This window comes from Sanguibacter sp. Z1732, from assembly GCF_051020515.1.
In the GTDB taxonomy this organism is placed as follows: domain Bacteria; phylum Actinomycetota; class Actinomycetes; order Actinomycetales; family Beutenbergiaceae; genus CALKWS01.
On the sequence record NZ_CP194857.1, the window covers coordinates 3530025 to 3554958 of the forward strand.

Below are 24934 nucleotides of genomic sequence, written 5' to 3' on the forward strand. Positions count from 1 at the left end.
ATCGTCATGACGATTCACACGCAGGAGTCGTTCACGGGATTCATCGCCTCGGACCCCCAGCTCAGCCACACCGGCAAAGGCGAGGCAAGGTTCTACGCCCGTGTCGGGCAGGAGCACTACCGCAAAGAGCCCGACGGCTCTTTCACGGAGCTGGAGACCACGTTCCACGACCTCGTGGCGTATCGGGCGACCGCCGAGCGGGCGCACGAGCGGTTCGCCAAGGGCGACAGCTTCGTCGCCGAGGGCTACACGCACCCGTTCGAGTACGAGCGCGACGGACAGACCGTGCAGGGCGAGGAGTTCGTCGCCAAGAAGATCGGCCACGACCTCGCCCGCACCAACTACGACGTCGACCGCGGCCCGCGCAGCGCTCTTGCCGCCGAGCGAGAAGCGCCGGCGCCCGCCGCAGACAGGGAGCCCGTGCGCAGCGAGGGGCCGCGTCGCCCCTCTCCGTCCGCCGCATCGGCGGTCGGGCTGTGACTGAGGAGACGCTGATGGCCGAGGTCGATGACATCCCTGAGCCCGACGAGCCCGAACCCGCTCCGCTGCACGACGACACCGACCCGGAGGCGTCGGAGGGGGACGCCGAACTGCTCGCAGAGCCGCCGCATCCGGTCAACTGGAACCTCCTCACCGCCGAGGAGGCCGCCGGCGAGTGGGTCGAGCTCGACAAGTGGGTGACCTGGCTGCGCCACACCTACGGGCTCCCCGCCAGCGTGGTCCCGCCGTTCTGGCACCGCCACCCCGAGCTGGTCTGGGAGCTCAGCGCCCTGCACCTCCACTGGCTGTGCGCCTACGACCCGGAGGAGAACGGGTCAGCACCCAACGGCTGGCACCGGGACTTCGCCGACGCCCGCCAGCGCCTTCGCGACTGGGTGGCCGCCTGCGGCACCCGCTTGGACCGCGACCGCGCCACCCGGCAGACCGCCTGGCCCGGCGAGACCCCCACGGAGGCGATCGAGGACATCGTAATCCCTGACCGGACGGCGGACTTCCGGGAGTTCGTCAAGGCCGACGTCGCCCACCGCCAGGCCGCCGAGGACGCCTTCTACGCCAGCCTCGGCGCCGACCCGGAAACCGGCGAGGTGTCCGACGATGACGAGCCTGCCCAGTGACCGCGGCATCGGCACGGTCGAGCCGCTGTGGTGCCCCAAGGAGGCATCGGAGTTCCTGACCGTCTCCCAAGCCACACTGTCCCGGTGGCGTCGGGAAAAGGTCGGCCCGCCGTTCGTGCAGGTCGGCGGCGTCTACCGCTACAACCCCGTCACGGTGCGCATTTGGGTGCGCGAACAGGAGGCGGCACGTGGCTGATCCCCGCAATCGCCGTATGCTCGGTCGGCGTGAAGCTCACCACCGACGTCGAACGCCGCGTCGACGGGTTCCGTGCCCGTGTCCGATGGACCGATCCGGCAACCCATAAACGCGTCGGCCGAGTCAGCCACGTGCGCACCGCCGAGGAGGTCGAGGAGTTCTTCGAGCAGATGCGCGCCGCGACCGAGACCGGCAACGACACCACCGTGACCCTGGCCGACTACGCCGCCTCGATTGGGGACCGTTGGCAACGAGGCCTGGACCCGACCTCCACCGCCGAGCTCTATGACACCGGGCTCCGGCTCCGTGTCTTGCCCGCGCTCGGCCACATCCGCGTCGCGAAGATCACTGCCGGAATGATCGACCGCACCATCGACGCCTGGGAAGCCGAGCACTCCGCCTCCACGATCAAGAACTCCATCGCCCCACTCGTCCGCGTCCTGGACGAAGCCGTCCGCGACGACGTCATCTCCATCAACCCCGCCAAGCACCGCGCCCGCCGGAACCTCGGCAAGCACGTCACCCACACCACCGGAGCACTCCGCCAGTACGCCCTCCCAGACCTTCCGACATTGCAGAAGCTCGCCACCGCGTGCGGGAAGGTCCACCAGTCCTACTCCGATCACGTCATGCTCGCCGCCCTCCTCGCCGCCCGCGGCTCCGAAGTCGCAGGACTGCAGGCCGGGGACGTGGACTGGGACAACCGCATCGTGTGGATCAGACGCCAGCACTACCCCGGCAAAGGCGGCCTCGTCATCAAACAGACCAAAGGCCGCAGAGACCGCCCCGTCCCGATGCTCGACGCGCTCGAACCCATCCTCGAACGCCTCACCGACGGCAAGGAGCCCGACACTCCGCTCCTGCGCGGGCCGCGCGGCGGCGTCCTCACCACCGCCACCGTCCGCGACGCCACCCACTGGGACGACCTCGTGAAGGAGCTCGGCTTCAACAACCTCACCCGCCACGGGCTCCGCCACACCGGAGCGACCTGGATGGCCGACGCCGGCATCGCGCTGGCTCCAGGAGATCCTCGGACACCAATCGATCGAGACCACCAAGGGCTACCTGCATCCCGACCACCGGCACCTCGCCGAAGCCGCCAGACAGGCCAACCAGTTCCTCTCCGCAGCCCCCACCAGAAGGGACACCACCCGCCGCGCCGGACCCCGCCTGTGACCATTGCTGGACCCACGCTCCGACCCCTTCAGAAGGGGGCCGGAGCATCGCCCTGCGCGGATTCTGGTCCACTCGATGGGCACCTTTTGGTGCACTCCACGGGCATCGAGGTCGAACGGGATTGGTCCACTTCAGCAGCGGGCGGCTCGAGTGGATCGAGCAAGTGGACCAGCCGGTGACCACCCCCGGAAACGACGAAGCCCTGGTGAAAGTTGCCTCTCACCAGGGCTTTTTGTCGGGATGACAGGATTTGAACCTGCGACCCCTTGACCCCCAGTCAAGTGCGCTACCAAGCTGCGCCACATCCCGTTGTTTAGTTTTCGGACAGTCCCGCCGCTCGAACTCACCTGACCCCCAGTCAAGTGCGCTACCAAGCTGCGCCACAGCCCGTTGCCCCGCGCCGATCGCCTTCCGGCCGACTGGGACGCGACGATGCTACCCCACTCCCCCAGGATGGACCGAATCGGCACCTACCCGGCCGCGGACCGGTATGATCAGTTCACCCACCCCAAGCGATTGGGCTCGCTCACCCCCCGTGCAGCTCCTCTTCATACACCCGGATGAATGTGGGGTCGGCCATGTAGATCGGGCTCTCGTGCACCAGCGTTCCGGGGCTCCGAGCGGCGATGTGATGACCGTCGCCGGTGTAGATCCCGATATGCCCCGGCCACCACACCAGGTCACCGGCAACGGCCTCCGCTGCCGGGATCCGGTAGCCGGCACCGGCCTGCAAGTCCGCCGTGCGGGGCAGGTCGATGCCCACCTGGACGAAGACATACCGCACGAACCCGGAGCAATCGAAGCCGGCCGGAGTACCCCCGCCCCACACGTACGGCACCCCGTTGTACTGGCGGGCGACGTCGATGACGGGATGCGAGGAGGCCGGCCCCTCCGCGATGCTCGTGGACGCCGGCCCCTCCCCGAGGCTCGTGGGCGTAGGCTCCTCCTGCCCGGGTGAGGGTCCATCGAGCGCCGCCGCACTGGCACCGCTGGCGATCAGGGCAAGAGCCGTTGCCGCGGCCGCGACCAGGCAGCGCGCCAGTACGGGGCCACCGCGCCGACCCCCGTCGCGATATGCACCGCCCGCCCGGCGGCCCGCAACACCAACCGGCTGCTGGGTCCGGACGGTGACCATGGCGTTCCTCTTCCCGCTGGGCCGGTGCGGGGTGTGGCAATGCTAGAGCAACCCGCGCCACCGGACCAGCCCCGCACCCGAGCTGGAACACCTCCCTCGTTACCGGCAGACTGAGAGGATGCCGATCACTTCCGTACGCAACCGGATGAGCCGGGCCCTGCTGGGCATGGTGGCCGGGCCCGACGGCGCCCAGGCCAGGTACCGCATCCACGGCACCGCCGGCCCGCGCTGGTACAGCGCAGGCTCACCCATTCAGATCGTGCACGGGGACGCCTCGATGTACATCGGCGGCGTGCGCGCCCTCCTGCTGCAGTCGCTGCACCCACTGGCCATGGCCGCTGTCGACGACTTCTCCGACTACCGCACGAACGTGTGGGGACGCCTGGCCCGCACCGCTACCTTCATCGCCACCACCACCTTCGGCACGGCCGAGCACGCCAAGGAGGCGGTCGACATCGTCCGCGCGGTCCATCGGCGGGTCAACGGCACGGCGCCCGACGGCAGGCCGTACCAGGCCGACGACCCGCACCTGCTGGCCTGGGTGCACATCGCCGAGATCGACTCCTTTCTCACCGCGCACGAACGCTTCGGCCGTCGCAGCCTCGACGAGTCCGATTACGACACCTACGTCTCCCAGTCCGCGAGGGTGGCCCTAGCCCTGGGGTCATCGGAGGTGCCCACCACGCGGGCCGAGTTGCAGCACGGGCTCCGGGAGTTCCGGCCGGAACTGCAGAGCACCCCGGCTGCCCGTGATGTGGCGACGTTCATCCGCACCGTGCCGGTGCCGGTGGCGGTTCGACCCGGCTACCGCGCCCTGGTGCGAGCGGCGGTGGCCACCTTGCCGCGGTGGGCCCGCGAACCCCTGGGGCTCCCGGACCGGCCGCTCCTGGACCGAACTCTGCACCGCCTCAACGGCACCGCGATGACCTCCGCGATCCGCTGGCTCACCACGGCCGAACCCATGCAACGTCCCGAGCGGCTTCCACCCGGCCCGGCCGCCGGTTCCAGGAGCCGTGCACACCAGGCCTAATCATGACGAATGGCACTGGACGCACCCTGTCCAGTCTTGTCAGGCTGCCTGCGATGCCTACTGAAGCCGCCATCGGCACCACCCGCGCCCCACTCGTCGTACGGATCGGACTGGTTCTCGCCACCGGCGTGGGTATCTGGGCCCTGATGTCCTGGCTCACCGCCAACCTCTATGGCGGGCAGTTGAGCATCCCGGTGCGCCTGGCCAACGCCGCCCTGATCTCAGGTTTGGCGATCCCGATGGTCATCCTCGCCCGTCGCTATCTGGACCGGCGTGCATGGTCCGGGATAGGACTGGGCGTGTCCGCGAGGGCCTGGCGTCCGTTCCTGATCGGCGTGGTCGCCTTTCTGGTGCCCAGTGCCCTGGGACTTGGCATCGCCCTGGGCGCCGGGTGGCTCAGCCTGCAGGCCCACGTGCCGGTGGCGCACATCCTGGCCTGGGCCGTGTTGTTGGTGGTCCTGGTGTTCTTCTTCGAAGCGCTCCCGGAGGAGTTGATCTTCCGCGGTTACCTGCAGCGCAACCTCACCACCGTGATGGCCCCGTGGCTGGCGGCCATCGCCCAAGCGGTGTTGTTCACGGTGTTCGGGACCGCCCTGTGGGTGGCCTCGGAAGGGTGGGGGGTACTGGCCGAGCGCGGCATCATGTTCCTGGCAATGGCCGTGGTGCTGGGTCTGCTGCGGACCCAGACCGGCAGCGTGTGGACGCCGGTCGGTTTCCATCTGGCCTTCCAGGTGGTAGCCCAGACCGTGCTGAGCCAGCGGGTGGGCACCGACAACGAACCGGGCCTGATGATCGCCGCGATTATCAGCGCCTTCGTGCTGGGCACCACGGTGGTCTCACTGCTGCACCGCACCGAGGCGAACTGGTCCCGCCCCGAACCGGAATGAGGGCGCCGATGTGAGGTACCTCATAGCGCGTTCATCTGGCGTTTACCTGGATGTCGTCTGAATCTCGCCTGCGAGTGCTGAAGTGTTGGTGTGCGAGTACTAGTCACCCAGGCCAGGGCCGCGTGAGTACCACCCAGGTCGGTCTCCCCCCGGCAAGCGCAGTGCAGGCACCCGCTGCTCCCCTGCGCAGTCCCTTGCATTTCCTCCCCTTCCACGGGAAGAAGCTGCGGGCCGCGGAATGGGTCATGGTGTCGATCGGGATCTACGTCCTGATCACCGCGGTGGCCCTGATCGGGTCCGGGTTCAAACTGGCTGCCGGCGACGGCGCAGGACAACTGTTCCAGTTCGCCTCCAACCCGTTCATCGGGCTGATGATCGGACTGCTGGCCACCGCGCTGACCCAGTCATCCTCCACCACCACCTCGATCACGGTGGGCATGGTGGCCGGCGGGCTCCCGATCGGGATCGCCATCCCGATCATGATCGGCGCGAACATCGGCACCACGATGACCTCCACCCTGGTGAGCCTGGGCATGTCCCGGGACAAGGAGACCTTTCGCCGGGCCTTCGGGGCCGCCACCGTGCACGACATGTACAACCTGTTGTCGGTGGCCATCTTCCTGCCCCTGGAACTGGTCTTCGGGGTACTGCAACGTTCCTCGGCGTGGCTGACGGCGCAGACCTCCGGATCCGACGGCGGAGTCGTCGCCACCGTGTTCACCGCGGTGGGCGAGGTGGTACGAGCGATCACCTCTCCCGGCTCGGCGTTCCTGACCGGCCTGGTCTCCCCGCTGCCGGCCGTGGCCGGCGGGCTCATCCTGATCGTGCTGGGTGTACTCGGCATCCTGGCCGTGATCAACCTGATCGGGAGACTCCTCAAGGTGCTGATGGTGGGCCGGGCCCAGCGCATTCTGCATGCGGCGATCGGGCGCGGCCCGTTGAGCGGGATAGCCTCGGGCACCCTGATGACCGTGATGGTCCAGTCCTCCACCACCACCACCTCACTCGCGGTGCCGCTGGCCGGGTCCGGAACGTTCTCCCTGAAGCAGATCTACCCCTTCACCATCGGGGCGAACATCGGTACCACCCTCACCGCACTGATCGCGGCGTTCGCCTTCACCGGGGCCGAGGCGGGGCCGGCGCTACAGGCGGCTTACGTTCACTTGCTCTACAACGTCTTCTGCGCCCTGGTGATCTTCGGCCTGCCACTGCTGCGCCCACTGCCGGTGCTCGGCGCGCAATGGCTGGCGAGCCTGGCGGTCAAGTCCAAGGTGTACGTGGCCGCCTGGGTGCTGGGTATGTTCGTGATTGTCCCGATCACGCTGATCGCCGCTACCGTGTGGTGATGGCACCTTCTCCGCTGCCGCAGCCCCGGCACAGCAACGGTGATGAGGCGAGCCTGAACGAACTGCTTGCGGAGGCTGAGCGCACCGTGGAGCGGCTGCGCCAGGAGTTGGCGCAACGGCAGCAGGTGCGCGCCGAGAAGGAACTCACCGCGGCCCAGCACGCCGAGATCGATCGGCTCACCGAGCACCTGGCCAATGCCCAGGTGCACTGGGGCCAGGTGCGCTCATTCTTCGCGGCCGCTATGGCCGAACTCGTCGAGCCCGAGTCCGGAACCCAGGAGCCCGGGCAGCACCAGCCCCGGGCCTGACCACCCCGGGTGGTGGATGAGGTGCCCTCATCCACATCTCATCGAGCTCTCATCCGGGACCGGTTGTCTAGGCGGACGGGCCGGCTGCTGCGCCCCCCTCCCCCGATGGCGCGGTGGCCGGCCGGTTCACACCCTCAACGGCGCCGGCGCTTCTCCCGCACCCGCACGCTGATCTCGATCGGGGTTCCGGTGAATCCGAAGGTTTCCCGTAGCCGTCGTTCGATGAATCGCCGGTAGCCGGGGTCCAGGAATCCGGTGGCGAACACCACGAACGGGGTGGGCGGGTGCCGGCCTGGGTGGCGAACAGGATCCGGGGCTGCTTGCCCCCGCGAACCGGGTGGGGGTTGGCCGCGGTCAGGTCACCCAGGAACGCGTTGAGCTTCCCGGTCGGCACCCGGGTGTCCCAGGACTCCAGGGCGGTCTCCAGTGACCGGACCAACCGGTTCGTGTGCCACCCGGTCAGGGCGGAGATGTTCACCCGGGGCGCCCAACGCACCTGGACCAGGTCCAGTTCGATCTCCCGCTCGAGCAGGTCCCGGCGTTCCTCATCCATCAGGTCCCACTTGTTGAACGCGATCACCAGGGCTCGCCCGGCGTCGATCGCCTGCTGGATCACTCGGGTGTCCTGCTCGGTCAGCCGCTCCGAGGCGTCGATCAGCACCACCGCGACCTCGGCCTTCTCCAGCGCTCCCTGGGTGCGTAGCGAGGCATAGAAGTCCGCCCCGTAGGTCTGGTGCACGCGGCGCCGGATTCCCGCGGTATCGACGAACCACCAGTCCCGCTCGCCCAGCCGGACCAGTTCGTCCACCGGGTCCCGCGTGGTGCCGGCGACCTCGTCCACCACCACCCGGTCGGTGCCGGTCAGGGAGTTCAGCAGAGAGGACTTGCCCACATTAGGGCGTCCGATCAGGGCCACCCGGCGCGGTCCCTCGGCCAGACCCCGCCCGGCAACCTGGGAGGTGGCCGGCAGCAGCTCCATGGCCCGGTCCAGCAGGTCACCTGAGCCGCGCCCGTGCAGCGCCGAAACCGGGTAGGGCTCGCCCAGCCCGAGTGACCACAGCATCGCCGCGTCGGCCTCGGCCCGCTGGCTGTCCACCTTGTTCGCGACCAGGACCGTGGGCCGGCCCGAACGACGCAGCAGCCGCACCACGTGCTCGTCGGTGCTGGTGGGTCCCACCGTGGCATCGACCACGAACATCACCGCATCGGCGACCTCGATCGCGGCCTCGGCCTGTTCGGCCACCCGACCCGGCAACCCCTTCGCGTCATGCTCCCAGCCGCCGGTGTCCACCAGCATGAACCGCCGCCCGGCCCACTCCGCCGGGTAGAGCACCCGGTCCCGGGTCACCCCCGGGGTGTCCTGGACCACGGCCTCGCGCCGGCCCAGGATGCGGTTCACCAGGGTCGACTTGCCCACGTTCGGGCGCCCGATCACCGCCAGCACCGGCAGCGGACCCTCCGGTTCCTCGCCGGTGCCCTCGGTGTCATCGCCGGACAGCAGCGCCAGGTCCGCGTCGGCCAGGTCGTAGGCCTGCAGTCCGGCACGCAGCGCCTCGGCGCGCTGGGCCTGCTCGGGTGATTCGCTCAGATCCGGCGGCTGCTGCTCCCAGGCGGCGGCGGCGTCGTCGGGCATGGCGGGGTACTCGGTGGAATTCACCCCGCCATCATCGCGCACCAGCACGGGTGTGCGCGCCCTCTGGTGCTGTGACAGAGGTTTCAGATCTCGGTCGCCGAGTGCAACGGCACCCCGGTGCTGGTCGAGGCCTGGCGCACGTGCTCGCTCATCTTCTCCTGGATCACCGTCATTGCCTCGGCCACGGCCGCGCGTCCGGTGCCAGCCTCGGGATCGGCCGGCACGAACGGCGCCCCGTAGACCACGTGCAGTTTGGCGCGTGGGCCGGGTACGTGTCCGGCCTTCTCCCCCGGCGGCCGGGTGCCCAGGATCGCCACCGGCACCACCGGGGCGCCCGAGCGCACCGCGAGCCATGCGATGCCGGCCTTGGTCGACTTGACGTCGCCACTCCCGCGGCTGCCCTCGGGGAAGACCCCGACCAGGCGGTCCTCGTTCAGCATCGTCAGCGCGGTGAGCAGCGCCGCCCGGCCGTTCCGGCGGTCCACCGGGATCTGACCGGCCCAGCGCGCATCAGGAAGCCGATGACGAAGACCTTGAAGATCTCCTCCTTGATGATGATGAACGACGAGCGCGGGATCACCCCGTGCAGCAACGGACCGTCGATGATGCCGGTGTGGTTCGCCGCGATCAGGACCCTGCCGGTCCTGGGCACGTGGTGGGCGCCGATCACCTTGGTGTTCCACAGCACCTTCGCCAGCACCCAGCCCACGCGGCGCGACCAGATCGGGCCCCACCGGCGGATGTGCTCAGGCTTGATCGCCTGCCCAGGGCTGGACGGGTCGGGCTTCGCCGTCCGTTTTGGCTTCGGGTCGCCGGGTCGTGCGTCACTCATCGCGTTGCCTCCACCAGATCCCGGACCGCCGCGACCGCCTCATCCAGGCTCATCTGGGAGGTGTCCACCGGGATCACGCCCGGCGCGGCGGTGCTGAAGTTGGACACGGTGCCGTCCTCGGCGTCACGGCGCAGCACCTGGTCACGGGTCGCCTCGATCGCCTCGGCATCGACACGTCCGTGAAGTTCGTTGCTGCGCCGAGCCAGGCGCGCGTGCTCATCGGCGAGCAGCAGGATCCGCACCTGAGCCTGCGGGGCCACCACGGTGGTGATGTCGCGGCCCTCGGCGACGATGCCACGGCCTTGGCTGAACCCGCCGGGACGGCCCTCGGCGGCGATCTCGGCACGCTGACGCTCTTGCAGTTCGGCCCGTACCGCCAGGTTCGTGGCCACGGCTGAGACCCGGGTGGAGATATCCGAGGTGCGGATCCGGGTGGTCACGTCGTGTTCGCCGACGGCGAAACTCGGGCGGGCCGGGTCGGTGCCGATCCGGAGCGGCATGGCGCGTGCCTGCGCGGCCACCGCGTCGGTGTCGGTCAGGTCGATGCCCTGGTGCAGGCACCACCAGGTCAGAGCCCGGTACATGGCCCCGGTGTCGAGGTAGGCCAGGCCGAGGTCGGCCGCGACGCGCTTGGAGATGGTGGACTTGCCGGTGCCGGAGGGGCCGTCGATGGCCACCACCAGGCCGGATGGGCTGGTCATGGCGCCACCACCCGCCAGCCCCGGTCGCCCAGGTCCCGCTCGAGCCGGCCGGCGGCATCGGGCAGTACCGACACGATCGCCATCCCTACCTTCTGTTTCGGGGAATGTTCCATCGCGAAGTCCTCGATGTTCACACCGATCTGGCCGATCTCGGTGAACAGCCGGCCCAGCTCGCCGGGTTCGTCGGGAACCAGCACCGTCACCTCGACATAGTGGCGCCGAGCACCGCCATGCTTGCCCGGTATCCGCCCGGCGCCCTCGTTACCGGCACCGATCAGTGCCGAGACCGCACCCGCGGCACCTTCCGCGAGGGGTCCCTCGGTGGCGGCCCGCTCCAGGGCGGTGATCACCTCGTCCAGGTCCGCCCGGACCGCTCGCAGGCCGTCGTGTACCGCCGCAGCATTGCCGGTGATGATCGCCGCCCACAGGCGTGCGTCGCTGGCCGCGATCCGGGTGACGTCGCGCAGGCCCTGACCCGACAGGGCCAGTGCCTCCGGCGCGGCACCCACGAGCCGGCCGGCCACCAGGGACGCCATCATCTGGGGCAGGTGGGAGACCAGCGCCACGGCCTCGTCGTGCTCAACCGGCTCCAGGTGCACCGGGCTGGCGTCCAGGTCGGCGGCCAGGTGCCGCACCGTGCGCACCGCAGCAGGATCCACCTCGGGGTGGGCGGCGATCACCCAGGGACGTCCGGCGAACAACTCAGAGGTGGCGGCGGCCGCACCGGAACGCTCCCGGCCCGCCATCGGGTGCGAGCCCACGTACCGGCGCAGGTCCAGCCCCTCGACCTCGCGCAACTCCTCCAGCAGGACCCCCTTGACGCTGGCCACGTCGGTGACCACGGCCCCGGAGAACTCCCGCAGCGCCGCAGTGATCAGGTCGGCGGTGACGTCGGGCGGGGCGGCGATGATCACCAGGGCGGGGTCGGTGTGCTCGGGTCCCCGGATCTGGCCGGCACCGACGTCACGCGCCAGGGCGACAGCGGTCGGTGAGGCGTCCTGCAGCCACACCGGCACATCGAGGCTGCGCAGCCCGAGACCGATGCTGGCGCCGAGGAGACCGGTGCCCACGATCAGGACCGGACCGGTGGTCGAGGCCAGCGAATTCACGTCCCGCACCATACCTCGCATTCGCGAGCCGGTCCCACCACCCCTGCCTCAGAGGCCGACGTCAGCCATCAGCCGGCCCAGTTCGGGTCCGTCGATGACGCGGGTGCGTCCCGGTTTGAGCCGGTCGAGTCGGATCGGGCCCATCCGGGTGCGCGTCAGTCGCGTCACCGGGTAGCCCACCTGCGCCAGCAGCCGGCGCACGATGTGGTTGCGGCCCTCGTGCAGGGTGATCTCCACCAGGCTGGCCTCCGGGGAACTGTCCAGCACGGTGAAGGCGTCGACGTGGACCGGTCCGTCCTCCAGGACCACCCCGGCCTTGAGGGTGCGGCCCAGGCCGCGCGGGACCTGTCCCTGCACCTGGGCCACATAGGTCTTGAGCACCGCGTAGGAGGGATGGGCCAGGCGGTGGGCGAGTTCGCCGTCGTTGGTCAGCAGCAGCAGGCCGGCGGTGTCGGCGTCCAGGCGTCCGACGTGGAAGAGGCGCTCGGGCCGGTCCGCCACGTAGGTGCTCAGGTCCGGGCGGCCCTGCTCGTCCGCCATCGTGGAGTACACGCCCAGCGGCTTGTTCAGGGCCAGGGTGGTGACCTTCTCATCGAGTTGCACCCGCAGCCCGTCCACGTGAATCACCGCGGTGCGCGGATCCACTCGGACCCCGAGTTGGCGCACCACCTGCCCGTCCACGCTGACCCGGCCGGCGCTGATGATCGCCTCGCACTTGCGCCGGGACCCCAGGCCCGCCCCGGCCAGCACCTTCTGCAGCCGTACCCCCGAGGGGGTGTGCACCTGTTCGCTCATCGTTCGTGCGCTCCCATCAGCCCAGTCCGTCCACATCTGCCAGGGAGTCCAGGTCCGGGAGATAGGGCGCCAGGGGCGGAAGATCCTCGATGGTGCGCAAGCCCAGTCGTTCCAGGAAGTAGGCCGTGGTGCGGTAGCGCATCGCCCCACCTTCCTCGTCCTGCCCGGCCTCCTCGATCAGACCACGGGTCAGCAACGTGCGCACCACCGAGTCCACGTTCACCCCGCGGATGGCGGCGATCCGGCCACGCGAGACCGGCTGGCGGTAGGCGATCACGGCCAGCGTCTCCAGGGAAGCCTGCGTGAGCCGGGCGGTCTGGCCCTCGAGCACGAAGGCCTCGACGGCGTCGGCGAATGCGGGCGCGGAGTACACGCGCCACCCTCCCCCCGCCTCGCGCAGTTCGAAGCCGCGAGGGCGCGGGCCCTCGGCGTAGTCGCGGACCAGGTCGGCCAGGGCGGTGCGGATCCGCTCGGTGGGGACCTTCAGCACGCTGGCCAGGTGCTCGGTGGCGACGGGGGCGTCGGTGACCATCAGGATCGCCTCCAGCGCCCCGTGCAATCCACCGGGCTCACCCAGCACCGGCAACGGCCCCTCGGTGTCCGCACCGCCGGCTTCGGACGGCGCGGAACCGTCGTGGCCCGCGGGAGTTGCGTCGTCGTCGGTCATAGCCGCACCGGGATCGCCGGGGTGCTCCTGGTTCATCGTTCCTCCGTTGCATGACCGGCATCGGCGTGCCGGCCCGGACCTGCGGGCGCGGCGACATCGTCATAGTCATCGGTCACGTCGACGTCGCCGTCGTCGCCGCCGGTCCACCTGATGGTCAGTTCGGACAGCGCGTCGGCCTGGTCGAAGGCCACCACGTCCTCACGATAGAGCTCCAGCAGCGCCAGGAAGCGAGCGACCACCACGTTCAGTGCCGAGGCGTCCCGGGCGAGAGAGCGGAAGGTCACGCTGCGCTGGCGGCGCAGCCGCTGCACGATCATCGCGGCCTGCTCTCGCACGCTCACCACCGGGTTGTGCAGGTGGGACAGGTCGACCCCGGCCGGTTCGTCCTTGGGCGCCAACGTGGCCGCGGCCAGCGCCGCGAACTGCTCAGGTGTGATTCGCAGGATCAGTTCGGGCAGCAGCTCGGCGAACCGGGGCTCCAGGCTCACGCTTCGGGCGTGGGAACGTCCCAGCCGGTACCACTCGCGCTGGAGGTGGGCGGCGACCTCCTTGAACGCCCGGTACTGCAGCAGCCGGGCGAACAGCAGGTCCCGGGCCTCGAGCAGTTCCAGGTCCTCGGCCTCATCAGCGCTGCCCCGCGGCAGCAGCCGTGCGGCCTTCAGGTCCAGCAGCGTGGCGGCGATCACCAGGAACTCACTGGCCTGGGACAGGTCCCACTCGCTCTGGGCGCGCAGGTGGGCGATGAAGTCGTCGGTGACCACCGCCAGGGCCACCTCGGTGACGTCCATCTTGTGCTTGGCGATCAGGGAGAGCAGGAGGTCGAAGGGCCCGGAGAAGTTCTCCAGCTGCACCTCGAAGCCCGGTCGGGAGGCCAACTGCACCGACCCGGCGGACTGGTCGCCCGCGTCGCCCGGCTCTTCCTCGGCGCCGCCCGTCTGGTCGCCGACGTCAGGCGACGTCGCCACGGTTGATCAGCTCGCGGGCGAGTTTGCGGTAGTTGTAGGCGCCGGCGTGGTTCGGGGCGTAAGAGGTGATCGGTTCGGTCGCCACCGAGGCGTCGGGGAACTTCACCGTCCGGGTGATGACCGTTTCGAACACCTGCTCCCCGAAGGCCTCCTGCACCCGGGCCAGCACCTCGCGGGAGTGCAGGGTCCGCGCGTCGTACATGGTGGCCAGGATGCCGTCCACGTGCAGGCGCGGGTTGAGCCGGTCGCGGACCTTCTCGATCGTCTCCACCAGCAACGCCACCCCGCGCAGGGCGAAGAATTCGGTCTCCAGCGGGATGATCACCCCGTGTGCGGCGGTCAGGGCGTTCACGGTGAGCAACCCCAGGGAAGGCTGGCAGTCGATCAGGATGACGTCATAGTTCTCCGTGGCCGGGCGCAGCACCCGGGCCAGCGCCTGCTCACGCGCCACCTCGTTGACCAGTTGCACCTCGGCGGCGGACAGGTCGATGTTGGCCGGCACCAGGTCCAGGCCCTCCACCGAGGTGGGATGGGTCACCGCCGTGATGTCGGGTCGTTGCGCCATCAACTCGGTGTAGATCGTCCGGTCCAGCTCCAGCGCGTTCACGCCCAGCCCGGCCGAGGCGGCACCCTGCGGGTCCAGATCCACCAGCAGCACCTTACGCCCGTACTCGGCCAGGGCCGCGCCGAGGTTGATCGTGGTGGTGGTCTTGCCGACCCCGCCCTTCTGGTTGCACATCGCGATGATCCGCGCCGGCCCGTGCGCGCCCAGCGGCTCGGGGACGGGAAAGTCGCGCGCGGTCTGCGCCGGGTTGTCGGTGCTCACGCCGCCAACTTACTGCCCGGAACAGTCAGGACAAACTATGCGCGCCGGGCAGCCCTCCGGTACACGCGGCGTTTCCACGTCCTCTAGGCTCCGGGAATGCCCTTTCAGATCAGGCAACTCGGCGCTGCCGACAAGACCGAGGCGATCACGCTGGGCCGGGAGGCCTTCGGGTTTCCCGTGGGCCCCCAGCACGGGGACGCCCAGCGCCGTCCGTGGCCTCCCCCGGGCGCCACCGAGTGGGGCACCTTCGACGGTGCCACCCTGGCAGCCAAGGCGGCGCGCCATGCCTACCGGTCCCACTTCGGTGGCGCGCTCGTGCCCACCTGTGGTCTCGCCGGGGTCACGGTCGCGGCCGAGTACCGGGGCCGCGGTCTGCTCGCCCCGCTGCTGGCGCAGATGCTGGAGCACGCCCACGGCGAGGGTGACGTGATCTCAACCCTGTTCGCCTCCGCCCCCGGGATCTACCGCAGGTTCGGTTTCGAGCTCATCGCGAGTCAGGACACCGTCGAGATCGCCAGCACGGTCGCGGCCGAGGTGCGGCCCGGCACCCCCCTGGTGCGCACCAGGCGTGCCACCGCCGCGGACTTCGACGCGGTGTTCGAGGTCTACACACCCAGTGGGCGAGCAAGCAGAACGGGCCGCTGACCCGCACCGGGCCCTGCTTCCCGGCGGTGGACCTCACCGAGGAGTTCACCGGGGTGACCCTCGCCGTGGGCCCGGACGGCCAGGTTCTGGGCTACGCCTCCTGGGATCGCGGGAGCGGGGACGGTGCGGACGCCGTGCTGAACGTCGTGGAGATCCTCGCCCTGGCCCCCGAGGCCTATCGGGCGCTCTGGCGGACCCTGGGCTCCTTCAGCGCGGTGGTGGGGCGGATCAGGTTGCGCACCTCCGGGACGGACGTGGCCCGGTTGTTCCTCCCGCCGCGGCAGTGGCGCACCACCTCGGTCAACCCGTACATGCTGCGCGTGGACGACGTCGCGGCCGCCTTCTCGGTGCGCGAGGTCCCGGTACGCCGGGAGATCATCTTCGCCGTCGCCGGGGACGGCCTGGGCAGCATGGACGGCACCTACCGGCTGCGCCCGCCGGGCGAGGCCGACGACGACGCCCCGGTGCTCGCGCATCGGCGCCGTGGGGGATGCTCCTCCGGACGCGCCGGTGTACACCCCCGGCGGGCTGGCGCTGGCGTGGTCCGGGGTCCAGTCGAGCGCGAACATCCGTATGGCCGGTGGACTCAGTCGCGGGAACGCGGCCACCGATGCCGTGCTCGACCAGGCCCTCGGCGGGTGGGCGGTCCACATTCGTGACGACTTCTGAGCCGGCACCGCCCGGTGCACGCGCCTGCGGCACAGGTCCCGGTCACGCCTCCCGGTCGGGCGAGCATGCGTCGGCACACACCTGCCCGCGCGGGCCTGCCGGGCACCGGCGGGCCGGCTCACCCGAGCGCGCGGGGGTGGGAGGCGGCGTAGACCTCGCGCAGCGTCTCGCGGGTCAGGTGGGTATAGATCTGGGTGGTGGTGACCGAGGCGTGCCCGAGCAGTTCCTGCACCACCCGCACGTCCGCTCCCCCGGCGAGTAAGTGGGTGGCGTAGGAGTGGCGCATGGTGTGCGGGGACAGGTGCGCCTGCACTCCGCCACGTTCCGCGGCCTGCTGCAGCACCGCCCAGGCGCTCTGCCGGCTGAGCGGGTTGCCCCGCTGGTTCAGGAACAACGCAGCGTTGCCCTTGCCCTTCGAGGCCAGTACCGGACGCCCCCGCACCAGATAGGCCTCCAGTGCCTGCACCGCGAACCGACCCATCGGCACCACCCGCTCGCGCCGGCCCTTGCCGAACAGGCGCACGCTGGCCGCGGACCGGTCCAGCACCACGTCGTCCACGCTGAGTCCCACCGTCTCGCTGATCCGCGCGCCGGTGCCGTAGAGGACCTCCAGTAAGGCCCGGTCGCGCAGTCCCAGCACACCCGGGGCAGCCGAGGCACCCTCGAGCACCTGCTCGATCACCTCGACCGGGATGGCCTTGGGCAACCGCTTGGTGGCTCCGGGAGGCTTGACGTTGGCGGCCGGATTATGCGTGGTGCGGCCCTCCAGCGCCTCGAACTTGTGCCATCCCCGCACCGCGACAACCGTGCGGGAAGCGGAGGACGCCGAGAGTGCGGTCCCCCCGTCGGCACCGGAACGAATCGCCTCCACGAACGCCCCGACATCGGTCTCGGTCACGTGCTCCAGGTCCGTGCGCGGCAGGGCGGCCAGGAACCGGGCGTAGCGGCTCAGGTCCCGTCGGTAGGCACTCAGGGTGTGCTCGGACAGGCCCCGCTCGATGCCCAGGTGCGCCAGGTACTGGCGCAACACATCCGTGAAGGTGCCCGCGCCGTCGTCGTCGGCCCGCGCCGGGTCGGCCTTCGCTGGGCTGGCCACCGGCTCAGAAGGGCAGGAACGGATCGACTGCAATCGCCACGAACAACACGGTCAGGTACGTGATCGAGGCGTGGAAGACCTTCATCGCGCGCAACTTCCTGCCATCGCCATCGCGGGCCCGCCGGAACAGTGACAGGCACAACCACAGGAACCAACCCCCCGAGCCCGCAGCGGCCACGAGGTACAACCAGCCCATACCCGCTACCGGCACCAACGCCAGCGAGCAGGCGATCATCGCCACGGTGTAACCGATCATCTGCCGGGCCACCCGGGTGTCGGCGGAGACCACCGGCAGCATCGGGACGTTCGCGGCGGCGTAATCAGCCTTGAACTTCATCGACAGCGGCCAGTAGTGCGGCGGGGTCCAGAAGAAGATGATGCCGAACAGCAGCACCGGCGCCCAGGACAGGGACCCGGTCACCGCCGACCACCCGATCAGCACCGGCATACAACCGGCAGCGCCGCCCCAGACGATGTTCTGGGTGGTGTGGCGCTTGAGCAGCATGGTGTAACCCACCGCGTACATCACGATCGCAGCCAGGCACAGCACTGCGGCCACCCAGTTGACCACCAGCCCGAGCCAGGCCACCGAGAAGACGCCGAGAGCGAAGGCGAAGACCATCGCCTGGCGCACCGTCACCTCTCCGGTGACCAGCGGGCGGTTCTTGGTCCGATTCATCACCGCGTCGATGTCGATGTCGCGGTCGTAGATCATGTTGAACACGTTGGCCGAGCCGGCCGCGGCCGCACCGCCGATCAGGGTGACCACCACCAGCCACCAGCCCGGGAAGCCGCCCTGGGCCAGGAACATCGTCGGCACCGTGGTGATCAGCAGCAGTTCGATGATCCGCGGCTTGGTCAGGGCGACATAGGCCTTGAGGGTGGATCTCCAGGTCCGCTCGGGGTCAGCGCCTCGCCGTGCGGGTGCCTTCGGACCGACCGCCGCGGACGCGGGCGGCGTCCCGGGTACCGCCGGACTGGTTGCCTCGGTGTGCGACACGACCTCACCATCTCCATGCAGCACAACCGAATCCGACCTGCCGGGGACCCAGACCTGTGCTCACTCGTCTGCCTGCCAGTCTAGGGGCCCTCGGCCCTGGATCGCGCACAGGCCGTGCCACTGCGCGACGTCCACAAGGTGGGAAGGTGCTGTTCCCCCGAGACGGAAAGCGCTATCCTCGAATCAGATACGTTGGCGTGGGCCCATCGCACCCGCTCCGGCGCACCAGGTGTGCGGGCGGGGGAAGTCGGTAGGCTCGCACCAGCAGAACCAACTCCGAGCCCTGCGCGATCCGCGCACCAGGCTGGTGCAGCCCACCAGCATCCCAGAACTGCACGTCCACCGGCCCCGCCGCGGGGTCATCGAAGGGAAGCCCGTGAACGCCAAAGCCCCCAAGGCCACCACCACCGGATGGACCGACCTTGATCTGCGCGCAGTCGATACCGCTCGCGTGCTCGCCGCCGACGCGGTGGAGAAGGCCGGCAACGGCCACCCCGGCACCGCGATCAGCCTCGCGCCCCTGGCGTACCTGCTGTACCAGAACACCATGGCTTCGGACCCGGCCGATCCGCACTGGCTCGGCCGGGACCGGTTCGTGCTGTCCGCCGGGCACTCCAGCCTGACCCAGTACATCCAGTTGTTCCTGGGCGGGTTCGGCCTGGAGGTTGCCGACCTCGCGGCACTGCGCACCTTCAACTCCAGGACACCCGGCCACCCCGAGTACGGCCACACCGACGGTGTGGAGACCACCACCGGTCCGTTGGGACAGGGGCTGGCCACCTCGGTGGGGATGGCCTACGCCCAGCGCCGGGTACGCGGTCTCCTCGACCCCGACGCCGCGCCCGGTGAGTCGCTGTTCGACCACCACGTCTATGTGATCGCCTCCGACGGCGACCTGCAGGAGGGCGTCAGCGCCGAAGCCTCGGCCCTGGCCGGAACCCAGGAACTGGGCAACCTGGTGGTGATCTGGGACGACAACCAGATCTCCATCGAGGGCGACACCGACATCGCCTTCACCGAGGATGTGACGGCCCGCTACGCCGCTTACGGCTGGCACACCCAGCACGTGGACTGGACCAACAACGGCACCGAGTACCGCGAGGACGTCGACGCCCTGGCTGCTGCCCTGCAGCAGGCCAAGGAGATCACCGACCAGCCAAGTTTCATCCGGTTGTCCACGATCATCGCCTGGCCGGCACCCACGGCCCAGAACACCCACGGCGCCCACGGCGCCAAACTGGGCACCGAGGAGGTCGCGGGGCTGAAGAAGGCGCTCGGATTCGACCCGGAGCGCGACTTCGAGGTGGCCCCCGAGGTGCTCACCCATGCCCGGGGCCTGGTGGACCGGGGCGCCAAGGCACACGCGGACTGGAACACCAGGTTCGACCAGTGGGCGCAGGACAACCCCGAGCGCGCCGCGCTGCTCGAGCGCCTGCGCGGGCGTGAACTCCCGCCGGGCTGGGCCGATGAGCTCCCGGTCTTCGAGGCCGGGAAGGACGTGGCCACCCGCGCTGCCTCCGGTGCCGTGCTGGCCGCCCTGGCCGACCCGCTGCCCGAACTGTGGGGCGGCTCGGCCGACCTGGCCGGTTCGAACAACACCACCATGAAGGGTGAACCGTCGTTCCTGCCGGCGCACCGCTCCACCGAGCAGTTCGAGGGCAACCCCTACGGGCGTACCCTGCACTTCGGAATCCGCGAGCACGCGATGGCGGCGATCGTGAACGGGATCGCGCTGAACGGGCTCACCCGACCCTACGGCGGCACCTTCTTCACCTTCAGCGATTACATGCGTCCGGCCGTGCGGCTCGCCGCCCTGATGGGTGCTCCCTCCACGTTCGTGTGGACCCACGACTCGATCGGACTGGGTGAGGACGGTCCCACCCACCAGCCGGTGGAGCACCTGGCCGCGGTCCGGGCCATCCCGGGGCTGGCCCTGGTGCGCCCGGCTGATGCCAACGAGACGGCCCGGGCATGGCGGACGATCCTGGAGCGTGACCAACCAGCTGGCCTGGTCCTGACCCGACAGGGTGTGCCGACCTTCCCTCGCGGCACCGACGGGTTCGCTGAAGCCGACGGTCTGTCCAAGGGTGCCTACATCCTGCAGGAAGCCTCTACCGGGGAACCGCAGTTGCTCCTGATCGCCACCGGCTCGGAGGTGCAGCTGGCCGTCGAGGCCCGGACCGCGCTGGAGGCCAAGGGTGTGCCGACGCGGGTGATCTCGGCCCCCTGCCTGGAGTGGTTCGAGGAGCAGGACGACGCCTACCGCGAAGAGGTGCTCCCGGCCGCCGTGCGTGCCCGGGTCAGCATCGAGGCTGGTGTCGCCCTGTCCTGGCACCGTTACCTCGGCGAGGCAGGGCGCGCGGTCTCCCTGGAGCACTTCGGTGGGTCCGCCGACTACAAGACGTTGTACCGCGAGTTCGGCATTACCGCCGAGGCCGCCGTCGCCGCAGCCGAGGAGTCCCTGGCCGCAGCCGGCGGGCCAGCCTGAGCGAAGGAGAACTGCCATGACCGACTCCGCCCTGACCCGGATCAGCCGCGCCGGCGTTTCGGTGTGGCTCGACGACCTGTCCCGCACTGCGCTGCGCGACGGCAGTTTGGCCAATCTGATCGATACCCGGAACGTGGTGGGGGTGACCACCAATCCCACCATCTTCGCCGGCGCGGTCAGCAAGGGGACCGCCTATGTCGCCCAACTCGCCGAACTCGCCGCGGCCGGGTCCGACGCCGAGGCGGCGGTACTGACATTGACCACCGACGACGTACGCGCCGCCTGCGACTTGTTCGCCGACGTGTACGACCGAAGCGGCGGCCAGGACGGGCGGGTCTCGATCGAGGTCGACCCCCGGTTGGCGCACGACACCGACGGGACCGTGCAGGCCGCGCAGATGCTGTGGGAGACGGTGGACCGGCCTAACGTGATGATCAAGATCCCGGCCACCCCCGAGGGCTTGCCGGCGATCACCGCTGCGATCGGCGCCGGAATCAGTGTCAACGTGACCCTGATCTTCTCCCTGGACCGCTACCGGGCCGTGGCCCAGGCCTACCTGGACGGGTTGGAGCGGGCACACGCGCGCGGGGCTCGACCTGTCCACGATCCGATCGGTTGCCTCGGTGTTCCTGTCCCGGATCGACTCCAAGGTCGATGCCGCCCTCGATGAGATCGGTACCGATCAGGCCGCGTCCCTGCGCGGACGCAGCGCGATCGCCGGGGCCCGGCTGTCCTACCAGGTGTTCGAGGAAGTCTTCTCCTCCCCGGTCTTCACCGAACTCGCCGCGGCCGGTGCCCATCCCCAACGCCTGCTGTGGGCCTCCACCGGGACCAAGGACGACGCCTACCCCGACACCATGTACGTCGACGAACTCGTCACCACCGACGTGGTCAGCACGATGCCGGCCGCAACGCTGGCCGCCGTCGCCGACCACTCCGCCGCCACCGGCGCCGACACCGTTCGGGGCACGTATGAGCAGGCCCAGCACGTGATCGACGAGGTGCAGCGCCTGGGGGTGCACTACGACCAGATCCTCGACGAACTGGAGACCGCCGGCGTCCAGTCGTTCATCGACAGTTGGGACGAGTTGCTGGCCACGGTCGAGACCGGACTGCGCGAGGCCACCGAGGGGTCCACCCCCGGTGTGTCCGCATGAGCCTGGTCCGTCCCGAGGGCGCCAGTGCCAACCCGCTGCGCGACCCCGCGGACCGGCGGCTACCCCGCATCCCCGGACCATGCGGAGTGGTGCTCTTCGGGGTGACCGGTGACTTGGCCAAACGCAAGTTGATCCCGGCGATCTATGACTTGGCCAACCGGGGTCTGCTTCCCCCGGGCTTCGCCCTGACCGGGTTCGCACGGCGCGACTGGGACCGGCAGGACTTCGAGCAGATCGCCTACGAGGCCGTCCGCCAGCACGCCCGGACCCCGTTCGACGAAGACGCGTGGCGCCAACTCCGGCAGGGCATCCGGTTCGTCCAGGGTGAGTTCACCGACCCGGAGGCCTTCGAGAGACTGGCCCGTACCGTCAAGGAACTCGACGTCGAACGCGGCACCGGTGGAAACCATGCGTTCTACCTCTCCATCCCGCCGGCACAGTTCCCGGTGGTGTGTGAGCGGCTGGCCGCCTCGGGTCTGTCCCGGGACGACAACGGCGCCTGGCGCCGGGTTGTCATCGAGAAGCCTTTCGGGCACGACCTGGGCAGCGCCCGCAGTTTGAACGAGGCCGTGGAGCGGGTGTTCCCAGCCGAGTCGGTCTTCCGGATCGACCACTACCTGGGCAAGGAGACCGTCCAGAACCTGCTCGCGATGCGGTTCGCGAACATGATGTTCGAGCCGGTCTGGAACGAGGCGTACGTGGACCACGTCCAGATCACCATGGCCGAGGACATCGGTATCGGCACCCGGGCGGGCTACTACGACGACATCGGTGCCGCCCGGGACGTCATCCAGAACCACCTGCTCCAACTCCTCGCCCTGACTGCGATGGAGGAGCCGGTCTCGTTCGACGCCGACGCCCTACGGGCGGAGAAGGAGAAGATCCTCTCAGCGGTGCGTCTGCCCGCGGACCTCGGCAAGCACACCGCCCGCGGCCAGTACGCGGCCGGTTGGCAGGGTGGTCGACAGGTACAGGGCTACCTGGCCGAGGACGGCATCGACCCGGCTTCGGCCACCGAGACCTACGCCGCGATCCGGCTGGACATCGACACCCGCCGCTGGGCCGGGGTGCCGTTCTACCTGCGCACCGGCAAGCGCCTGGGCCGCCGGGTCACCGAGATCGCGGTGGTCTTCAAGCGTGCCCCGCACCTGCCGTTCGACCTCAACGACACCCAGGTGCTGGGCCAGAACGCCATCGTGATCCGCGTCCAGCCCGATGAGGGCGTCACGCTCCGGTTCGGCTCCAAGGTGCCCGGGACCGCGATGGAGGTTCGGGACGTCACCATGGACTTCGGGTACGGGCACGCCTTCACGGAGGCCTCCCCGGAGGCCTACGAGCGACTCCTGCTTGATGTGATGCTCGGCGACCCCCCGCTGTTCCCCCGTCAACGTGAGGTGGAATTGTCCTGGCAGATCCTGGATCCGATCATCGAGTACTGGGAGGCCAACGGCAGTCCGGATCCGTACCGGCCCGGGAGCTGGGGCCCGGAATCGGCCGAAAAGATGCTGGCCCGTGACGGACGTACTTGGAGGCAGCCGTGATCGTCACGCTGCAAGGCACCACCAGCGCCGAGGTCGGCGCAAAACTAGTCGAACTACGTGAGCAGGGCGGGGCTCGTGCGCTGGGCCGCGTCCTCACCCTGGTGATCGTCTCCTCCGGTGGCGACGTCGAGCCAGCGGTGGAGGCAGCCAACCGGGCCAGCAGGGAACACCCCTGCCGGGTGGTGGTGATCGACCCGGGTGACGTGGATCATCCCGCTCGCCTGGACGCCGAGATCCGGGTGGGCGGTGACGCCGGGGCGAGTGAAGTGGTGATCCTGCGCCCGCTCGGCACCACCCGGGACACTGTGGACACCTTGGTCACCCCACTGCTGCTGCCGGATGCCCCGCTCGTTGCGTGGTGGCCCAAGGAGCCTCCCGCGAACCTGGCGCAGGACCCGTTGGGCCGGATCGCCCAGCGCCGGATCAGTGACGTCGGCGAGGTCTCCCGCGGCGTGCAGCGTCTGCACGAGTTACGGGAGGGCTACTCCCCCGGTGACACCGATCTGTCCTGGGCCCGTACCACGCTGTGGCGGGGACTGAGCGCCGGCGTGGTCGAGAGCGACCCGGGTGCCACCATCACCGGTGTCACTGTGCACGGTGACAGCGGCCGGCCCTCCCTGCACCTGCTGGCCGCATGGTTCGCCAGTGCCCTGGAGTGCTCGGCACTGGTGGTGCACGACGAGGACTCGAGCGTGATCAGCGGCGTGGACCTGCACCGCGAGACCGGCACCATCTCGCTGCACCGCCCCGAAGGCTCGGCGACCGTGACCATCTCGACCGAGCACGAGCCGCAACGTCAGGTAGCGATGGCCAAGCGTCCGCTGGAGGACTGCCTGATGGAGGATCTGCGGCACCTGGACCCCGATGTCACCTACGGCCGGGCGCTGCGCCGGGGCCTGAAGCACGTGGAGGTACGATGAACACCCTCGAACGGTTGTGGTACAAGGTGGATGGCTACTTCGCCGACCACCTGCGACCCCCGGACCCGATCCTGACAGCGGCGATGCGCGACGGTGCCGCGCTGCCGCAGATCCAGGTCTCCGAATTGCTCGGCGGGTTCCTCAGCGTGCTGGCCCGCACCGCCGGGGCACGCCGGGTCCTGGAGGTCGGGACTCTGTTCGGCTATTCCACGATCCATCTGGCCCGTGCCGCGGGCGAGGACGGGGTGACGGTTTCCCTGGAGTACTCCCCGGAACACGCAGCGGTGGCCCGCGGGAATATCGAACGCGCCGGATTGAGCGATCGGGTGGAGATCCTCGAGGGCCCGGCGGTCGAGTCGCTGCCGAGCCTCGTCGATGGTGATCCGTTCGACCTGGTGTTCATCGACGCGGACAAGGAGAACAACCCCTCGTACCTGGACTGGGCCCTGCGGCTCACTCGTCCGGGGTCGGTGATCGTCGTGGACAACGTGGTGCGCGCCGGTGCTGTGGCGGACGCCGAAAGTGACCGGCCCGATGTCCAGGGCACCCGCACCATGGTGGAGGCGATCGGGGCAGCGGTGCGCGAGGGCACCCTGGAGGCCACCGCGATGCAGTCCGTGGGCGCCAAGGGCTACGACGGGTTCCTGCTCGCCTACGTCCTCTGACGCGCAGATCCGGCTCTGAGGGCAGCCCCGGG

General features: G+C 69.7%; 27 protein-coding genes, 1 tRNA gene and 1 pseudogene. 16 read left to right on the plus strand and 13 right to left on the minus strand.

Going from position 1 to position 24934, the window contains the following annotated elements; translation table 11 throughout:
• The first annotated feature begins 6 nt into the window (after positions 1-6).
• Genes ACRRRO_RS18405 through ACRRRO_RS18420 form a run of 4 tightly spaced genes read left to right on the plus strand, consistent with a single transcriptional unit; the run spans position 7 to position 2666 of the window.
• Positions 7-480, plus strand: a complete 474-nt coding sequence (locus tag ACRRRO_RS18405) for a single-stranded DNA-binding protein (protein ID WP_329863786.1) — start codon at positions 7-9, stop codon at positions 478-480.
• A 14-nt stretch (positions 481-494) separates the two neighbouring features.
• A complete protein-coding gene (locus ACRRRO_RS18410) occupies positions 495-1115 on the plus strand; it encodes a hypothetical protein (RefSeq protein ID WP_424796265.1) in 621 nt (206 codons plus the stop codon).
• A complete protein-coding gene (locus tag ACRRRO_RS18415; RefSeq protein WP_329863790.1) occupies positions 1096-1311 on the plus strand; it encodes a helix-turn-helix domain-containing protein in 216 nt (71 codons plus the stop codon). The genes ACRRRO_RS18410 and ACRRRO_RS18415 overlap by 20 nt, the downstream gene beginning before the upstream one ends.
• A 29-nt stretch (positions 1312-1340) precedes the next feature.
• Positions 1341-2666 (plus strand): tyrosine-type recombinase/integrase, encoded by a 1326-nt coding sequence (locus ACRRRO_RS18420; protein ID WP_434080689.1) that lies wholly within the window; start codon positions 1341-1343, stop codon positions 2664-2666.
• A gap of 56 nt (positions 2667-2722) precedes the next feature.
• Here ACRRRO_RS18420 and ACRRRO_RS18425 read toward each other — a convergent pair.
• Positions 2723-2796 (minus strand) — tRNA-Pro (locus ACRRRO_RS18425).
• Positions 2797-3013: 217 nt separating this feature from the next.
• Positions 3014-3622, minus strand: a complete 609-nt coding sequence (locus tag ACRRRO_RS18430; protein WP_424796267.1) for a C40 family peptidase — start codon at positions 3620-3622, stop codon at positions 3014-3016.
• 118 nt (positions 3623-3740) lie between these two features.
• Here ACRRRO_RS18430 and ACRRRO_RS18435 point away from each other — a divergent pair, with 118 nt between their 5' ends.
• The 4 genes from ACRRRO_RS18435 to ACRRRO_RS18450 all read left to right on the plus strand — a co-directional run bounded on the left by ACRRRO_RS18435 (position 3741) and on the right by ACRRRO_RS18450 (position 7193).
• Positions 3741-4652, plus strand: a complete 912-nt coding sequence (locus ACRRRO_RS18435) for an oxygenase MpaB family protein (protein WP_424796268.1) — start codon at positions 3741-3743, stop codon at positions 4650-4652.
• 53 nt (positions 4653-4705) lie between these two features.
• Positions 4706-5539: a lysostaphin resistance A-like protein gene (locus ACRRRO_RS18440; RefSeq protein ID WP_424796269.1), complete on the plus strand. Its 834-nt coding sequence runs from the start codon at positions 4706-4708 to the stop codon at positions 5537-5539.
• A gap of 245 nt (positions 5540-5784) precedes the next feature.
• On the plus strand, positions 5785-6885 hold the full coding sequence (locus tag ACRRRO_RS18445) for a Na/Pi cotransporter family protein (RefSeq protein ID WP_424796270.1): 1101 nt from the start codon (positions 5785-5787) through the stop codon (positions 6883-6885).
• Positions 6885-7193: a hypothetical protein gene (locus tag ACRRRO_RS18450; protein ID WP_424796271.1), complete on the plus strand. Its 309-nt coding sequence runs from the start codon at positions 6885-6887 to the stop codon at positions 7191-7193. The genes ACRRRO_RS18445 and ACRRRO_RS18450 overlap by 1 nt, the downstream gene beginning before the upstream one ends.
• 134 nt (positions 7194-7327) lie before the next feature.
• Here ACRRRO_RS18450 and der read toward each other — a convergent pair.
• From der to ACRRRO_RS18495, 9 genes and pseudogenes are all read right to left on the minus strand, one after another.
• Positions 7328-8826, minus strand: a pseudogene (gene der, locus ACRRRO_RS18455) (ribosome biogenesis GTPase Der).
• Between the two features lie 83 nt (positions 8827-8909).
• The gene (locus tag ACRRRO_RS18460; protein WP_434080690.1) at positions 8910-9311 is read right to left on the minus strand and encodes a lysophospholipid acyltransferase family protein; all 402 of its coding nucleotides are present in this window, start codon (positions 9309-9311) and stop codon (positions 8910-8912) included.
• Positions 9269-9658, minus strand: a complete 390-nt coding sequence (locus tag ACRRRO_RS18465) for a lysophospholipid acyltransferase family protein (protein WP_434080691.1) — start codon at positions 9656-9658, stop codon at positions 9269-9271. The genes ACRRRO_RS18460 and ACRRRO_RS18465 overlap by 43 nt, the downstream gene beginning before the upstream one ends.
• Positions 9655-10359 carry a (d)CMP kinase gene (cmk, locus tag ACRRRO_RS18470; RefSeq protein ID WP_424796273.1) on the minus strand — a complete coding sequence of 235 codons (705 nt, stop codon included), beginning with the start codon at positions 10357-10359 and terminating at the stop codon, positions 9655-9657. The genes ACRRRO_RS18465 and cmk overlap by 4 nt, the downstream gene beginning before the upstream one ends.
• Positions 10356-11480, minus strand: coding sequence for a prephenate dehydrogenase (locus ACRRRO_RS18475; RefSeq protein WP_424796274.1), 1125 nt, complete (start codon positions 11478-11480; stop codon positions 10356-10358). Before ACRRRO_RS18475 ends, cmk begins: the two co-directional genes overlap by 4 nt.
• A 36-nt stretch (positions 11481-11516) precedes the next feature.
• Positions 11517-12263: a pseudouridine synthase gene (locus ACRRRO_RS18480; protein WP_424796275.1), complete on the minus strand. Its 747-nt coding sequence runs from the start codon at positions 12261-12263 to the stop codon at positions 11517-11519.
• A 16-nt stretch (positions 12264-12279) separates the two neighbouring features.
• Complete coding sequence (scpB, locus tag ACRRRO_RS18485) at positions 12280-12966, minus strand: SMC-Scp complex subunit ScpB (protein ID WP_424785870.1); 687 nt, start codon at positions 12964-12966, stop codon at positions 12280-12282.
• Positions 12963-13895 carry a segregation and condensation protein A gene (locus ACRRRO_RS18490; protein WP_424796276.1) on the minus strand — a complete coding sequence of 311 codons (933 nt, stop codon included), beginning with the start codon at positions 13893-13895 and terminating at the stop codon, positions 12963-12965. The genes scpB and ACRRRO_RS18490 overlap by 4 nt, the downstream gene beginning before the upstream one ends.
• Positions 13879-14721, minus strand: a complete 843-nt coding sequence (locus ACRRRO_RS18495; RefSeq protein WP_424785868.1) for a ParA family protein — start codon at positions 14719-14721, stop codon at positions 13879-13881. Before ACRRRO_RS18495 ends, ACRRRO_RS18490 begins: the two co-directional genes overlap by 17 nt.
• Before the next feature lie 96 nt (positions 14722-14817).
• On the opposite strand from ACRRRO_RS18495, the gene ACRRRO_RS18500 reads away from it, so the two are divergent.
• Entirely contained in the window at positions 14818-15366 is a 549-nt protein-coding gene (locus ACRRRO_RS18500) for a GNAT family N-acetyltransferase (protein WP_434080692.1), read from the plus strand.
• A gap of 26 nt (positions 15367-15392) precedes the next feature.
• Positions 15393-16025: a hypothetical protein gene (locus ACRRRO_RS18505; RefSeq protein WP_434080693.1), complete on the plus strand. Its 633-nt coding sequence runs from the start codon at positions 15393-15395 to the stop codon at positions 16023-16025.
• Positions 16026-16153: 128 nt separating this feature from the next.
• Here ACRRRO_RS18505 and ACRRRO_RS18510 read toward each other — a convergent pair whose 3' ends face one another.
• A complete protein-coding gene (locus ACRRRO_RS18510) occupies positions 16154-17131 on the minus strand; it encodes a site-specific tyrosine recombinase XerD (protein WP_424796278.1) in 978 nt (325 codons plus the stop codon).
• Between the two features lie 4 nt (positions 17132-17135).
• Positions 17136-18131 (minus strand): heme o synthase, encoded by a 996-nt coding sequence (locus ACRRRO_RS18515; RefSeq protein ID WP_434080694.1) that lies wholly within the window; start codon positions 18129-18131, stop codon positions 17136-17138.
• Positions 18132-18507: 376 nt separating this feature from the next.
• Between ACRRRO_RS18515 and tkt the strand changes: the two genes are divergently transcribed.
• Genes tkt through ACRRRO_RS18545 form a run of 6 tightly spaced genes read left to right on the plus strand, consistent with a single transcriptional unit; the run spans position 18508 to position 24902 of the window.
• Complete coding sequence (gene tkt, locus ACRRRO_RS18520) at positions 18508-20619, plus strand: transketolase (RefSeq protein ID WP_424796280.1); 2112 nt, start codon at positions 18508-18510, stop codon at positions 20617-20619.
• 16 nt (positions 20620-20635) lie between these two features.
• Positions 20636-21289 carry a transaldolase gene (tal, locus tag ACRRRO_RS18525; protein WP_434080695.1) on the plus strand — a complete coding sequence of 218 codons (654 nt, stop codon included), beginning with the start codon at positions 20636-20638 and terminating at the stop codon, positions 21287-21289.
• Entirely contained in the window at positions 21243-21776 is a 534-nt protein-coding gene (locus ACRRRO_RS18530; protein WP_434080696.1) for a transaldolase family protein, read from the plus strand. Before tal ends, ACRRRO_RS18530 begins: the two co-directional genes overlap by 47 nt.
• Positions 21773-23317 carry a glucose-6-phosphate dehydrogenase gene (gene zwf / locus ACRRRO_RS18535; RefSeq protein ID WP_424796282.1) on the plus strand — a complete coding sequence of 515 codons (1545 nt, stop codon included), beginning with the start codon at positions 21773-21775 and terminating at the stop codon, positions 23315-23317. The genes ACRRRO_RS18530 and zwf overlap by 4 nt, the downstream gene beginning before the upstream one ends.
• A complete protein-coding gene (locus tag ACRRRO_RS18540) occupies positions 23314-24237 on the plus strand; it encodes a glucose-6-phosphate dehydrogenase assembly protein OpcA (protein ID WP_424796283.1) in 924 nt (307 codons plus the stop codon). The genes zwf and ACRRRO_RS18540 overlap by 4 nt, the downstream gene beginning before the upstream one ends.
• Entirely contained in the window at positions 24234-24902 is a 669-nt protein-coding gene (locus ACRRRO_RS18545; protein ID WP_424796284.1) for an O-methyltransferase, read from the plus strand. Before ACRRRO_RS18540 ends, ACRRRO_RS18545 begins: the two co-directional genes overlap by 4 nt.
• The last annotated feature ends 32 nt before the right edge of the window (positions 24903-24934 follow it).